The 14,422-nt window shown below is 57.6% G+C and carries 9 protein-coding genes; all 9 read left to right on the top strand.

Going from position 1 to position 14,422, the window contains the following annotated elements:
- The first annotated feature begins 19 nt into the window (after positions 1–19).
- The 9 genes from B723_RS19675 (at position 20) to B723_RS19640 (ending at position 14,202) form a co-directional block, all read left to right on the top strand.
- Positions 20–1,210 (top strand): cation:proton antiporter, encoded by a 1,191-nt coding sequence (locus tag B723_RS19675; RefSeq protein WP_017338504.1) that lies wholly within the window; start codon positions 20–22, stop codon positions 1,208–1,210.
- 224 nt (positions 1,211–1,434) lie between these two features.
- Positions 1,435–2,523 (top strand): efflux RND transporter periplasmic adaptor subunit, encoded by a 1,089-nt coding sequence (locus B723_RS19670; RefSeq protein ID WP_425311824.1) that lies wholly within the window; start codon positions 1,435–1,437, stop codon positions 2,521–2,523.
- Positions 2,520–5,729, top strand: coding sequence for an efflux RND transporter permease subunit (locus B723_RS19665; protein ID WP_017338502.1), 3,210 nt, complete (start codon positions 2,520–2,522; stop codon positions 5,727–5,729). The genes B723_RS19670 and B723_RS19665 overlap by 4 nt, the downstream gene beginning before the upstream one ends.
- A 1-nt stretch (position 5,730) precedes the next feature.
- A complete protein-coding gene (locus B723_RS19660; RefSeq protein WP_017338501.1) occupies positions 5,731–7,164 on the top strand; it encodes an efflux transporter outer membrane subunit in 1,434 nt (477 codons plus the stop codon).
- A 246-nt stretch (positions 7,165–7,410) separates the two neighbouring features.
- Positions 7,411–7,659 (top strand): hypothetical protein, encoded by a 249-nt coding sequence (locus tag B723_RS32410; protein WP_017338500.1) that lies wholly within the window; start codon positions 7,411–7,413, stop codon positions 7,657–7,659.
- A 347-nt stretch (positions 7,660–8,006) separates the two neighbouring features.
- Positions 8,007–10,322 carry an Orn/Lys/Arg decarboxylase N-terminal domain-containing protein gene (locus B723_RS19655; RefSeq protein ID WP_052909698.1) on the top strand — a complete coding sequence of 772 codons (2,316 nt, stop codon included), beginning with the start codon at positions 8,007–8,009 and terminating at the stop codon, positions 10,320–10,322.
- 64 nt (positions 10,323–10,386) lie between these two features.
- On the top strand, positions 10,387–11,727 hold the full coding sequence (potE, locus tag B723_RS19650; protein WP_017339087.1) for a putrescine-ornithine antiporter: 1,341 nt from the start codon (positions 10,387–10,389) through the stop codon (positions 11,725–11,727).
- Between the two features lie 48 nt (positions 11,728–11,775).
- The gene (locus B723_RS19645; protein WP_017339088.1) at positions 11,776–12,681 is read left to right on the top strand and encodes an amino acid ABC transporter substrate-binding protein; all 906 of its coding nucleotides are present in this window, start codon (positions 11,776–11,778) and stop codon (positions 12,679–12,681) included.
- 348 nt (positions 12,682–13,029) lie between these two features.
- Positions 13,030–14,202, top strand: a complete 1,173-nt coding sequence (locus tag B723_RS19640) for a DUF2252 domain-containing protein (RefSeq protein WP_338012321.1) — start codon at positions 13,030–13,032, stop codon at positions 14,200–14,202.
- The last annotated feature ends 220 nt before the right edge of the window (positions 14,203–14,422 follow it).

Here is a 14,422-nt window from a genome sequence, read left to right as displayed (position 1 = left end):
CCTGGACAGGCAAGTCACCATGTATCAGAACTTAGCCCTGCTCGCCGCTTTCCTTCTGATCTACAGCATATTTGCTGGGCGTTTCGAGTCACGCCTGCTCAATGGACCTCTCATGTTCATGCTCGCCGGCCTGATTCTCGGTCCGGCGTATCTGGGTATTCTCGAGCCCCGGATTAACAAGGACGGCCTCAAAATCCTGGCGGAACTGACATTGGCGATTGTTCTCTTCAGCGATGCAGCCAACGCCGACCTCAAAGTTCTAAGAGCGCATGAAGGATTGCCGCTGCGCTTGTTAATGATAGGACTGCCACTGACCATGCTAAGCGGTTGGCTGGTCGGTATCTGGCTGTTCCCGCAGATCCCCCTGGTTGAACTGGCAATACTGGCAACTCTTCTGGCGCCAACCGATGCTGCGCTGGGCAAGGCTGTTGTGAGCAACCCCAAGGTCCCTGCGTCTGTGCGTGAAGGTTTAAACGTGGAGAGCGGGTTGAATGATGGCATCTGCGTTCCGGTGCTACTGATGTTCCTGGCCCTGTTGGTCGAAGAGCAGACTCAATCTCCCCTCTCGCTGGCGTTGGAGTTGGTTATCGAGGAACTGGGCATCGGTGCAATCACGGGTGTCGCCCTTACGTTTGGCGCGTGGCTGTTGCAGCGTTACTCTGGAAAACACCGTTGGCAAACACCCATGTGGTCACAATTGACCCTGCCCGGGTTAGCCATTCTTTGCTTTGCCACAGCGCAAGCATCAGGCGGCAGCGGGTTTATCGCTTCGTTCGTCGGAGGGTTGCTCGCCAGCTATTTATTTACAGAGCAGAAGCATCAGTTGCTCAAGGCCAGCGAAGAGTTCGCCAGTCTGCTGTCAGTCATAACCTGGGTCGTATTCGGCGCACTGGTGATCCCTTGGGCCTGGAGCAGTTTCACCTGGAACATCTGGCTGTATGCAGTGCTCAGTCTCACCGTGATTCGCATACTGCCTGTGCTCATCAGCCTGGCAGGCACCGGCTTCGATTTCGAAACCCGCCTGTTCATCGGATGGTTCGGCCCGCGAGGCTTGGCAAGTATCGTCTTCGCCATAATGATCCTGGACTACCCTCTGCAAGCCAGCCGTACCTTGGTGGCCGTTGCGGCCTGTACCGTTTTACTCAGTGTTCTACTACATGGCTTGAGTGCCAATCCATGGGTCTCACGGTTGGCGAATCGCGATCATTGATTTTTGTCAGAAATGCCACCTTCTACGGGTGCTAGCGTTGGGATGATTGGCTACGCTTCTGTTCAAGTAGCCATCACACGGAGCAGGGTATGGGCGAGAACATGAAGGCTGTCAGACGGCTTGTTGGCTTGCCCATCGCCATTATGGCAGGGGTCTTGAGCCTGGTTGCCGGTTGCGGCAAAGAGCCCGCTACCCTGGCCCGCCAGGCACCCGATGTCACGGTCATGACGGTTACCACGCGCGACACCCCGGTGACGTTCGAATTCGTTGCCCAAACACAGAGTTCCCGCGAGGTAGAGATCCGCGCCCGGGTTGCCGGCTTCCTGGAAAAGCGGCTGTACACCGAAGGCGATTTGGTGAAAAGCGGGCAAACGCTGTTCCAGATGGACCGTAAACCTTTTGAAGCCTCGTTGCTGTCGGCGCAGGGTCAATTGGCTCAACAACAGGCACGCTGGGAAGTGGCCAAGGCCACATTGGCCCGTGTCCGTCCCCTGGCGGCACAGAATGCGGTCAGCAAGATGGATCTGGACAATGCCGTCGGCGATGAACGTCAGACCCGGGCCGCCGTGCTTGCCGCCGAGGGTACGGTTCGAACCGAGCAATTGAACCTCAGTTACACCACCATCGCCTCTCCCCTCACCGGTCTTTCAAGCTTTGCCAAAAAGCAGGAAGGCAGTTACGTCACACCAGGTGAGTCCGGGCTGCTGACCACCGTCTCACAGATGGACCCAATCTACGTCAACTTCAGTCTTTCGGAAAACGAGACACTCAAGTTCCGCGACGAGATTGCTAACGGCCACCTCCTATTCCCGCTGCGCAGTGATTTTATCGTAGAAGTGGTGCTGGCCGACGGCTCAGTGGTACCTGACCGTGGTCGCCTGAATTTTGCCGCGCCCTCTTATAGCCAGGACACGGGCACCTTTCTGGTCCGCGCCGTGGTGGCCAACCCGAACGGTCAACTGCGTCCCGGCCAATTCGTAAGGGCGCGGGCAATCGGAGCTTCCAGGCCGAACGCCATTGTGGTGCCGCAGAAGGCAGTTCTGGAGGGGGCCAAGAGCCACTTCGTCTGGGTGATCAATGCTGAGGGCAAGCCAGAGCAACGCGTTGTCGAAGTGGGTGACTGGCATGGCGATGACTGGTTCATCACTCAAGGCTTGCAAGCGGGTGAACGCATAGTGGTCGACGGTGCGATCCGAGTGACGCCCGGAGGGCCGCTGAATATCATCTCCCCTCCTCCCACCACGCAGGCAGGCGAGACAACAGCGAAACCGACAGAGGCCAAATCGGCGAAAGACAGTGGGCGTAGCCCATGAGCATTTCACACTACTGCATTGATCGCCCCATCTTCGCTTCAGTGATCTCGATCATCATCACCTTGGCTGGCGCAGTGGCGATGGTAAATTTGCCGGTCGCCCAGTATCCGGATATTACGCCACCGCAAATTACGGTTTCAGCGACCTACCCGGGCGCCGATGCACAGGTCGTGGCCAATAATGTGGCAGCGCCCATCGAGCAGCAGGTCAATGGCGCCGACAACATGATCTACATGAACTCGTCGAGCTCCGCGACGGGCAACATGACCCTCAACGTCTTCTTCGAGATTGGCACCGACCCTTCTCTTGCCCAAGTCGACGTGCAAAACCGGGTCAACCTGGCCCTGCCGCAATTGCCTTCGGCGGTTCAGAGCCAGGGTATCCAGGTGCAGAAGAAATCCTCGGCGTTCATGATGGTTCTTGCCGTGTATTCTGCCGGCGACCGCTATGACAGCACCTATGTCGCCAACTACGCCAACCTCTACATTCTGGATGCGATCAAGCGTATTCCGGGCGCCAACCAGGCCAGTATCTTTGGCACGCCGGACTACGCCATGCGGATCTGGCTCAAACCCGACCGAATGGCTCAGTTGGGAATTACTGCCGCCGACGTACAGAAAGCGGTCACCAACCAGAACCAGCAATTCGCCGTAGGCCGCGTTGGTCAATCCCCGACGGGCCAGGCCGTGGAACAGTCCTTTGCCGTGACCACCAAGGGCCGCCTGACTGAACCTGCGGAGTTCGAGAACATCATCTTGCGCGCCAGCAACGACGGAGCGGCCATTGTTCGTCTGAAGGACATCGGTCGAGCCGAGCTGGGGCAAAAAGACTACTCCTTGCGCAGCACCTATCAGGGGCGTCCCGCCACATTGATTGCGGTGTATCAACAACCGGGGGCAAACGCACTCGACGTCTCGGCAGCCGTGACGTCAACCCTGGCGCAAATGAAGACGACCTTTCCCGAAGGGATCGAATACAAAATCGTGATGGACACCACTGCGTTTACCCGCGCGTCGATTTCCGAAGTGATAAACACCTTTTTCGAAGCGCTGGTGTTGGTGGTCGTGGTGGTTTTCATCTTTCTGCAGAGCTTGCGCGCCACGCTGATCCCGGTGCTCGCCGTGCCGGTGTCCATTGTGGGCACCTTTATCGGCATGTCGGCCCTCGGGTTTTCGGTGAACATGCTGACGCTGTTTGGCATGGTGCTGGCCATCGGCATCGTGGTGGACGACGCCATCGTGGTGATTGAAAACGTCGAACGCAATATGCACGTGCACAAGATGAACCCCAAGGACGCGGCGAAACGCGCCATGGATGAAGTGGCCGGCCCCGTGGTCGCTATCGTGCTGGTGCTGTGCGCGGTGTTCGTCCCGGTGGCATTCATGGGAGGTATCACTGGCCAACTCTACAAACAGTTCGCGATCACCATCGCCATTTCCGTGGTGATCTCCGGCCTCGTGGCCTTGACACTTTCGCCAGCCCTGGCGGCTCTGCTGCTCAAGCCCCAACACGGCGAAAAGAACGCTTTTTTCCGCTGGTTCGAGCGCAGCTTCGAACGCATGACCGAGGGCTACTCGCGCTCGGTGGCGTTTATGATCAAGCGCTTTGTCCTGGCGTTGTTACTCTTTGCCGGCATGATCGTTCTGATTCTGCTGATGGCGCAGCGCATTCCCAGTGCCTTCCTGCCACCGGAAGACCAGGGTTATCTGCTGGGGGCCGTGATCATGCCCGACGCCGCCAGCCTGGATCGCACTGGCGAGGTGGGCAAAATCGCCAGTGACTTCTTCATGAACGATGAGGCCGTCGAGGGCGTCGCCATCGTTAACGGCTACAGCCTGCTCGACGGCCAGAACAAGAACAATGCCGGCGCCTTCTTCGTCGGTTTCAAGGATTTCGAGGAGCGCTACAAGGACTCGGAAACGATCAAGGAGCAAAGTGCCCCGGCGGTGATTCAGAAAGCCGCTCGCGCTTTTTCCACGGTACAGGGCGGGATCATTCTTCCGGTCAATCCGCCGTCGATTCCCGGCCTGGGCACCACAGGCGGCATGGAGGTATGGGTGCAGAGCAAGGGCGATGCCAGCGTCGAGCAACTGGCTGAAATGGTCGGCAACCTTGTCGCAAAAGCCAGGCAGCGCCCGGAACTCGGCGCCATTACCTCCACCTTCAACGTGTTTTCCCGGCAATTGCTGGTCGACGTAGACCGGGAAAAGGCAGAGACGCTGGGGGTGCCGGTGGAAGACGTCTACAGCACCATGCAAACCATGTTCGGCTCTCTCTATGTGTCTCAATTCAACAAATTCAGCCGCCTGTGGCAGGTGATTCTGCAGGCCGAACCGAGCTATCGACTCAAGGCCGAAGACTTGCAGCAAATTTATGTGCGCAGCAAAACCCTCGGGATGGTGCCGCTCAAAGCCCTGCTGACCACCCGCTACGTCACCGGTCCCGATCTGCTGACCCGTTTCAATAACTTCCCGGCGGTCAAACTCACCGCCAACGCGGCACCGGGCTACAGTTCCGGCCAAGCGCTCAAGGCCCTGGAAGAAATCAGCGCTGAGATCATGACCAACGACTACGCCCTGGCCTTGAGTGGCGAAGCCTTCGAGGAGAAAAAAAGCGGCGGTGCCTCCTCTCAAGTATTCATCTTCGGCCTGATCATGGTGTTCCTGATCCTGGCGGCTCAGTACGAGAAATGGTCCCTGCCCGTCGGTGTGTTGCTGGCGGTGCCCTTTGCATTGTTCGGTGCACTGCTTGCCGTTCTGATCCGCGGGTTAAGCAATGACGTCTACTTCCAGATCGGCTTGACCATGCTGGTAGCCCTGGCCGCCAAGAACGCCATCCTCATTTTCGAGTTTGCGGTACTGAACCGGGAAAACGGCATGTCTGCCTATGATGCGGCAATGACGGCCGCCCGGGAGCGTTTGCGGCCAATCGTGATGACGTCCCTGGCGTTCATTTTGGGTTGCGTTCCGCTGGCCATTGCCGTCGGGGCATCCGAGAACAGCCGACACTCCATCGGTACCGGTGTGATCGGCGGGATGCTGGCGGCGACCGTCATCGCCATCTTCTTTATCCCCCTGTTCTACTACCTCGTTGAACGCATGACTGAGAAGAAAGGTGCGGTCAAACAGACATCCCCGCCGCCTGCGCTATCGTCGCCCGGTGAGATTCCCGGCGGCGCCCCCCTGCACAAATATGAGGGGGATTGAGATGCACACACGCCATCTCCCATTGTTGATCTGTCTGGCCCTGACGGGCTGTATGCTCGGCCCGGATTACCAGCGCCCTGGCACCGACGCCCCGGCGGCCTATCGGTATGCGGACAAGGAGGCCAACAATCTGTCCAACAGCCTGTGGTGGGAACAGTTCAAGGATCCGGTGCTGAACGACTTGATCCGCAGCGCGCTGGCCGAGAATAAGGACATCAAGATTGCCGCCGCCCGGGTCGAGGAGTTCCAGGGGCGTTACGGCGTGGTGCGCTCGCAGATGTATCCGCAAATCGGCGCCGGGGCGCAAGGCAGTCGCTCCAGAGCGCCGCGCGACAACGGTCCGGTACCATTGGAATCCAGTGTCGATCCGATTTACAAAAACTACCAGGCCATCCTCAATGTGAGCTGGGAATTGGACGTCTGGGGTCGTTTACGGCGGCTCAATGAGTCGGCGCGTGCTGACTTGCTGGCCTCAGAGGAAGGCCGGCGCACGGTCATTCTGAGCCTGGTATCGTCGGTGGCATCCAGCTACATCGCGCTACGCGATCTTGACCGGCAACTGGAAATCGCCCGCACCACCGCCAAGGCCCGTGGCGACTCCTACGACATTTTCAAGCTGCGCTTTGGCGCCGGCACCATTTCCGAAATGGAACTGGCGCAAAACCTCTCCGAGTTCCAGCGCACCCAAGCTTCTGTATCGCAATTCGAGTCCCAGGTGGCGCAACAGGAAAACAATTTGGCGGTGCTGCTTGGGCGCAATCCAGGACCGATCATCAGAGGCCGCGATCTGACGCAACTGACGCTGCCATCGGTCCCCGCCGGGTTGCCTTCGGACCTGCTGGAGCGGCGCCCCGATCTACGTCAGGCCGAACTGAACCTGATCTCCGCCAATGCCCAAATCGGTGCCGCCAAGGCGTTGTACTTCCCGACGATATCCCTCACCGGGCTGTTGGGCTCAGTCAGTAATCAACTCTCGAATTTGTTCACCGGGCCGGCCGCCACCTGGTCCTATGGCGTCGCCGCGAGCATGCCCATTTTCACCGCTGGCGGCATCGCCGGTCAGGTCAAACAGACCGAGGCCTTTCAACAACAAACCTTGCTGGTGTACCAACAGTCGATCCAATCTGCCTTCCGGGATGTTGAAAACGCGTTGGTCGCGGCGAGCAAATCCCGGGAGCAAATGGCTTCCCAGGCCAGTCAGGTCGAGGCGTTGCGTACTTACACCAGGTTTGCGCGACTGCGCTATGACAATGGGTACACCAGCTACATTGAAGTTCTGGATGCCGAACGCAGCTTGTTCGATGCCGAGTTGAATTACACCCGCACCCGGGCTTCGGTGTTCACCGCCATGGTCGATGTATACAAGGCAACAGGTGGCGGTTGGGTGACCGAAGCGGACAAGTTGACGGCAACCGTCAGCGAAAAAAAACCCTGATCAGATTGCCGCGCGCCACTCTGCAATTGACGCGATATAAGCGCAGGAATCCGACACGCGGCATTGGGCGATTGGGAAACAGGTTGCAAGGATTGATCTTTATCAACAGTTTGCCGGCTATTCGAGTACAGGCTAACAGTCAGCAAGATCAACAGCATGAATGACTACGGTCATCTTGCTTAGAGTACAAAGGATGACTCTGCACAGGTCAGGATGATTGAAACCCTGTATCGCCGAGCGCCGTAAATGAACATTTATATCGAAAAAGATCCTGTACAGAATCTCTGGTGGGTTCGCATGAATCAGTGGGCGGCTAATTTCCATAGCCTTGCTGAAGCTGAATCATTTGTTGAGCGATTGAGTTCGAGAATTAACGCACCTCATTCCCTGGGAGCGATTGGGAATAATTCTCTGTCGCCAACAACGGCTTCCAATAGTCAGCCGCTCGATCAGCAGGCGGTATCTGACTCGGTAAAGACTCTTTCTCACGCTTGATACACAAGGGTTATCAGGGCACCGGAGAAAAAAAATACCGACTGATCCAGAGGGTCTATACCCAACATTGCCAGTTATTTGAATTCCGTTTTTTTTAAGTGACCGGCCTGTTTACCGCCCTAAAAATCAGGTGCCTGTGCGTCACCCGGGAGGTGATGTTGTGAACGACTTAAAGATTGCCGTGAGCAACTCGGTTCGTGATTGCTTTAGCACTTCCAGAGGTTGCTGGTGCCGTGTTTTCCATTGACGAGTTGCTGGCCTGCGCAGCAACTGCGAGGCGCTTTGTTGAAGGTCAATGACGCCTCAAAAACTGAGGTATCTCCCGCCACGCGCTAAAGGAAACTCCCATGAGTCGCTCACAAACGCAGTTACCCCCCGATCTGGCGCAGCGCTATCCCGTGTTGATCGTGGCCAATGCCCCGGAAAGCGACGACAACATCCTGGTGCGCAGTGTCCAGTCCATCGCCAGCGCGCTGCATGAGCATGACGTGGAAGTTAAATGGGTGCGGTCCCTTGATGATGCCGAAATCGCCATCAAAGCCAACTCGACCTACTGCTGCGCGCTCATTGGATGGGGCCTGTGTGAGGAAGCGCCTGATCAGGCCCTGCAACTTATCCGGCTGATGCGCCGGCGAACGGCCCAGCTACCGATCATGCTCGGCATGAGCCATGCTCATCAGAGCCGAGTCCCATTGGCATTCGTCGAGCGCATTGACGGGTTTATCTGGCAGCCCGAAGACAGCGCCGAATTCATTGCCGGGCGCATAGAAGCAGCCGCCCGCCGCTATCTGGATACCATCCTGCCGCCGTTCTTCGGTGCACTGGTCAACTTTGCCGACACATACGAGTATTCCTGGCACACCCCTGGCCATACCGGCGGCACGGCATTTATGAAGACCGCTGTCGGGCGTACGTTCCTCGATTTCTATGGCGAGCAGATGCTGCGCTCCGACCTCAGTGTTTCCGTCGGCGAATTGGGTTCGTTGAATGACCACTCGGGCCCGGTGAATGACGCGGAAAAATTCGCGGCTCGGGTGTTCGGTGCCGACTTCACCTTTTTTTCGGTCGGCGGCAGTTCGGCGAGCAATCAGATCGTCCTGCATTCAGCGGTGACCGACGGCGATGCCGTGTTGGTCGATCGCAACTGCCACAAGTCGTTGAACTATGCGTTGAATATGTCGGGTGCGGTGCCGTTGTACTTACGCCCAAGGCGCAACGCGCGGGGCCTGATCGGGCCGGTGCCCCTTTCGGAACTGACGCCGGCTGCCGTTGCCGGCAAACTCGCTGACAGCCCGTTGGCGGCCAATAAGCAGGCCCGCCCGGTACTCGCGGTGCTGACGAACTCGACCTACGATGGCCTTTGCTACAACGTGCAGACCACCACCCGCGAGCTGAGCCAGAGCGTCGACCGCATCCACTATGACGAAGCCTGGTATGCCTATGCGCGCTTCAACCCGCTCTACGAAGGCCGCTATGGCATGCACCGTGGCGAACGCCATCCCGACGACGCCACCGTCACCGTTACCCACTCCACCCACAAGTTACTGGCTGCGCTTTCACAAGCCTCGATGATCCATGTCCGCTCGGGCAAGGTTGAGGTCAAGCCGGCTCTGTTCAACGAAGCCTTCATGATGCACACCTCCACGTCACCGCAGTACAGCATCATCGCCTCGATCGATGTTTCGTCGAAAATGATGGATGACGCGGGGGGCTACCTTACTGATGAGTCCATCGACGAGGCCATTGCCTTTCGCCAGGCCATGGCTCGCCTGAGCAATGAAATTCGTGCGCGCGATGGCAAGGATTGGTGGTTTGGGGTCTGGCAACCCGATGAAGTCAACGGGGTACCTTTTGCCGAACTCGACCCTGAAGTTTTACGCCATGGCGATGCCTGGGTGCTCAAACCGGCGGCCAGCTGGCATGGCTTCGGTGACCTGGGCGCCGACTACTGCATGCTGGACCCGATCAAGGTCACGGTGCTGACGCCTGGCCAGAGGCTCGACGGTCAAATGGAGGACAGTGGCATCCCCGCGCCGCTGGTGTCGTCCTTCCTCTCCAGTCGCGGCATCGTGGTTGAGAAGACTGAGCCGTATTCCATTCTCGTGCTGTTCAGCCTCGGCGTGACCAAAGGCAAATGGGGCTCTCTGATCGCCGGCCTGATGGAATTCAAGAAACATTACGAGTGCAATTCACCGCTGGAGCAAGTCCTGCCCGATCTGGTCGACAACCATGCCGAGCGCTATAGCGGCATGGGGCTCAAGGACCTCGCCGAAGCCATGCACCAGGACATGATCAGCTCGCAGATGCTACGCAACATGGATGCGGCCTACACCTTGCTGCCGGACCCGGTCGCTTCGCCTCGGGCCACCTACGCCAGGCTGGTGAAAGGCGACATAGAGCAAATCGCCGTGCGAGACATGATCGACCGCACCGTGGCCGTGCAGATCGTTCCTTATCCGCCGGGCATTCCATTGATGATGCCCGGAGAAAAAGCCGGCGCCGATAAAAAGGCCATCGTCGACTACCTGTTGGCGATGGAACTGTTCGATGGCCACTTCCCGGGTTTCGAGCATGACAATCATGGCGTGGAAATCGAGCGTGATAGCCAGGGTCGGCCAACCTACAAGGTCTATGTGGTCAAAAACCAGGGTTTAGCCCCTTAGCCGACGACAAGTGGTCAAGCGCCGGATTCAGGGTCAATGCGTTGAGCAGATCAAGGAGTTTCCGATGGCCGACTCAAGCAAGAAAATGAGCCTCATGGGGCTTACCACACTGGTGACGGTGAACATGATGGGCTCAGGCATCATCATGTTGCCGACGAGCATGGCCCAACTCGGGGCCGTTTCATTGTTGTCATGGATCGTCACTGCCGTCGGTTCCATGGCCATCGCTTACTGCTTTTCCCAGTGTGGCATCTACTGTCCGCGCTCAGGCGGGCTGTCCGCCTACACCGAAGAGGCGCACGCCAAATCAGGGTTCTTCCTGTGCTCGTATCTGTACTTCCTTTCGCTGGCCATTGCCAACGTAGCGGTCGCCATCTCCGCAGTGGGGTACATGACATCGTTCGTGCCCTGGCTGGGCAGTGGCGCCATTCCGCTGTTCATCGGAACGGTCGGCTTGCTCTGGCTGACCACCGTGGCCAACTTTGGCGGCCCCGGCATCACTGGCAAGATCGGTGCGATAACGGTATGGGGTGTGATCATCCCGGTGGCCGGCTTGAGCATCATCGGCTGGTTCTGGTTCAAGCCCGATGTGCTGGCTGCCGCCTGGAACCCGAACAACCTGCCAATCTCCGAAGCCATCGGCAAGGCGATTCCCCTGACCCTGTGGGCCTTCCTCGGCATGGAGTCGGCGGCCCAGGCCTCCGATGCCGTGGAAGATCCCAAGCGCACCGTACCGCTGGCCTGTCTGTTTGGCACGCTGGGTGCGGCAGTGGTTTATGTGCTGTCGACCACGGTTATTCAGGGGATCATTCCCAATGCCGAACTGGCCAACTCATCGGCCCCTTTCGCGCTCGTCTATGCACACATGTTCAATCCCATGGTCGGCAACATCATCATGGCGCTGGCAGTGATGGCCTGTGTCGGTTCGCTGCTGGGCTGGCAGTTCACCCTGGCGCAAACCGCCAAGATGACGGCTGACCAAGGCATGTTCCTGAAACTGTTCGCCAAGGTCAGCTCAAGGGATGCCCCTATAGTCGGAATGCTGGTCTGTGGTGTGTTGCAGACCTTGTTGGCGCTATCGACCATTTCGCCCAACGCCAGTGCCCAATTCGGAAAACTCGTCAGCCTGGCAGCAGTGACCAACCTGATTCCCTATGTGACGGCGGCCACCGGCCTGCTGGTCATGATGTACAAAGCGAAAGTCAGTGCCGGCGTATACACCCGCAACACCATATTGTTACTGGTTGCCGTCTCCTATTCCTTGTACGCCCTGTATGCCTGCGGCAAAGACGCCGTGTTCGGCGGCACCCTCGTCCTGGTGGTCGGCTACCTGCTCTACGGTTTCCTCGCCAAACGTTTTGTCGACCCATCTCCAACCGCTCAGGCCCGGGCCGACAACCCTTGACCATTGTTTTCAGGACTGCACTAACCTCTGAATTCGGGGAACCAGGATATGAACGTGAAACTGACCAAAGCCAACAACCTGCTGCTCGTTTGCCTGCTCGCGCTGGTACCCGTACTGGCTGATGCCAATACGCTTGAACGTGTGCGGGCGAGCAATACCTTTACCCTCGGCTACCTGCCGGACTTCGCACCTTTTAGCGTCCAGGCAGACGATAAAGCCAGCGGTTATGCCATCGACCTCTGTCTGAAAATCGCCGACAAGGTCAAGACCGAGTTGGGTTTGCCCGGGTTGCAAATACGTTACCTGCCCGTCACAGCCACCGACGAGATGAGCGCCGTGAGATTGGGGAAGATCGACATTCTTTGTACACCGACCTCTCCCACACTGGAGCGGCGCAAGGCTGTGAGCTACTCGGTGCCGATCTACACGGCAGGCCTCTCGGCCGTGGTGCGCAAGGATGCATCAGAGGCGTTGCTCAACGTGCTTAATGGCAAGGTGGCGCGTACCGGGCCAACCTGGCGAGCGACGGTCAACAGCGGGCTGTCGAACCAGACCTATGCCGCGACCGCTGGCGGAATCACCGAGGCATGGATCCGTCAGCAGATGCGATTACTCGGAGTGGTGGCCACACTGGTCACCGTGGAAAACACCGCGGCAGGCCTCAAGCTGGTCTCCGAAGGCAAAGCCGATGCTTTCTTCGCTGAACGCATGATGCTCCAGAACCTCATCAGTACCGATTACTCCGCAGGAAATCTGGTTCTGCTGGACCGAATTTTTGAGTACGCACCGACTGCAATGGCGGTGGATCGAGACGATGAAAACTTCCGTTTGCTGGTCGACACCACGCTGAGTGAAATGTACCGCTCCGGGGAGATCGAGCAGGCATTCGACAAATACCTGGGTGGAGCCAGCGCCACGGCCAAAAAGCTGTTCAAGGTCTATGCGATACCTTAGGTAAAAAACCGGACATACCGTGAGTAGTCTTTGTCGACGGACATTGATGCTCTTGCAAGGCTTGTTCGCAATGGCGATTCAGCTCTGTCGAGCAAAGGAGTGAAGATGTCGCCCAACAAAAAACCGCGTGCCGAAGGTTCGTCAAAAACGGCGAAAGTCATCGTGGACGAACCCATCTTTCGTTCCCGCAAAGAACGTTTGACTGAAGGTGAGCAATTACGCGAAAGCGTGCCACATTCGTCTCACGCTGTATGGAAACCACCGCGTAAACACCGAGACCCGATCGACCTCCTTGAAGAGTCGAACCGGTATCGACTGCCCAATCTGATCCCGGTGCGCTACGGTCGCATGTTACGCAGCCCTTTCACCTTTTTGCGCGGCTCTGCAGGGTTGATGGCCCACGACTTGGCGACTACCCCGAACACCGGCATTCAGGTACAGGCTTGCGGGGACTGCCATCTGTTGAATTTCGGACTGTTTGCGACTCCCGAGCGCAATCTGATTTTTGACATCAATGATTTCGACGAAACGCTTCCGGCTCCGTGGGAATGGGACGTTAAACGTCTGGCGGTCAGCTTTACCGTGGCCGCGCGCGACAACGGACTCAGCGATAAGCAGGCCCTGGCAATCACCGTCGAATGTGTTCGTGCTTATCGTGAGCGATTGCGCCAACTATCCAAACAAAGTCCTCTGGACGTCTGGTATGACCGTCTTGATGCTCAAACAATTGTCGACATGGCCCCCAATGCCAAGGTCAAAAAAAACCGTGAGCAAGTCATCGCGAAGGCAAGGATTCGTATCGGTGACTACCTTTATCCCACGATCAGCAGCGAGGTCGCGGGGCGACGGCGCCTGATCGATCAACCGCCGGTACTTTTCCACATTTACGAAAAGGACTTCGAGCACCGAGTTCAGCTGGCATTACAGGCTTACCGAGAGACGCTACCTGATGAGCGGCGCGTGCTCTTTGATCGCTATCGCCTGGAAGACTTCGCCGTGAAAGCCGTGGGCATCGGCAGCGTCGGTACGTATTGTTTCGTCGGTCTGTTTTTCTCTGCGGAAAATCACCCATTGCTCCTGCAGTTCAAGGAAGCCGGCCCTTCCGTGCTGGCGCCTTATGCCGGCAAAAGCATCTATGAAAATCAAGGTCAACGCGTGGTCACCGGACAACGGTTGATGCAGTCGTCCAGCGACATTTTCTTGGGCTGGACGCAAGGCAAAAAAGGTCGCCATTTCTTTGTACGCCAGTTGCGGGACATGAAAATGTCAGCACCGATTGAAGGCGCATCGGCTGCGCAAATGAAGATGTACGCCGAGTTGTGCGGACTCACACTGGCCCGCGCCCACGCCAAATCCGGAGACGCTGCACTCATCAGTGGCTATTTGGGACAATCGGACACCTTCGATCAGGCCATCGGCAAATTTGCATTGAGCTATGCAGATCAAAATGAGAAAGACCATGCGGCGCTGGTGGCTGCAGAAAAGTCAGGGAAGGTCAAAGCGCTGAGAGAGGATGACTAGCCCGCTATATAGATTATCGGTATCGAGGATATGTGCGCGTTCGGCTGGGAGGCAGCGGGCATTGCAAAAGCAGAATTTCAGATACGCGACTCAAGTGCAAAAGCGGCTTCGGACAAAGAGGCGTCAACAGGGAGCATCCGCGAAGCTCGGCACCAGTCAGGTCATACAATCGTCGGGATGACGAAGCAGTACATCCGAACCCCGACGACGTGACTGACGG

It is taken from the genome of Pseudomonas fluorescens NCIMB 11764, from assembly GCF_000293885.2.
GTDB classification, from domain to species: Bacteria; Pseudomonadota; Gammaproteobacteria; order Pseudomonadales; family Pseudomonadaceae; genus Aquipseudomonas; species Aquipseudomonas fluorescens_B.
This window is presented reverse-complemented; position numbering and strand designations above follow the sequence as displayed.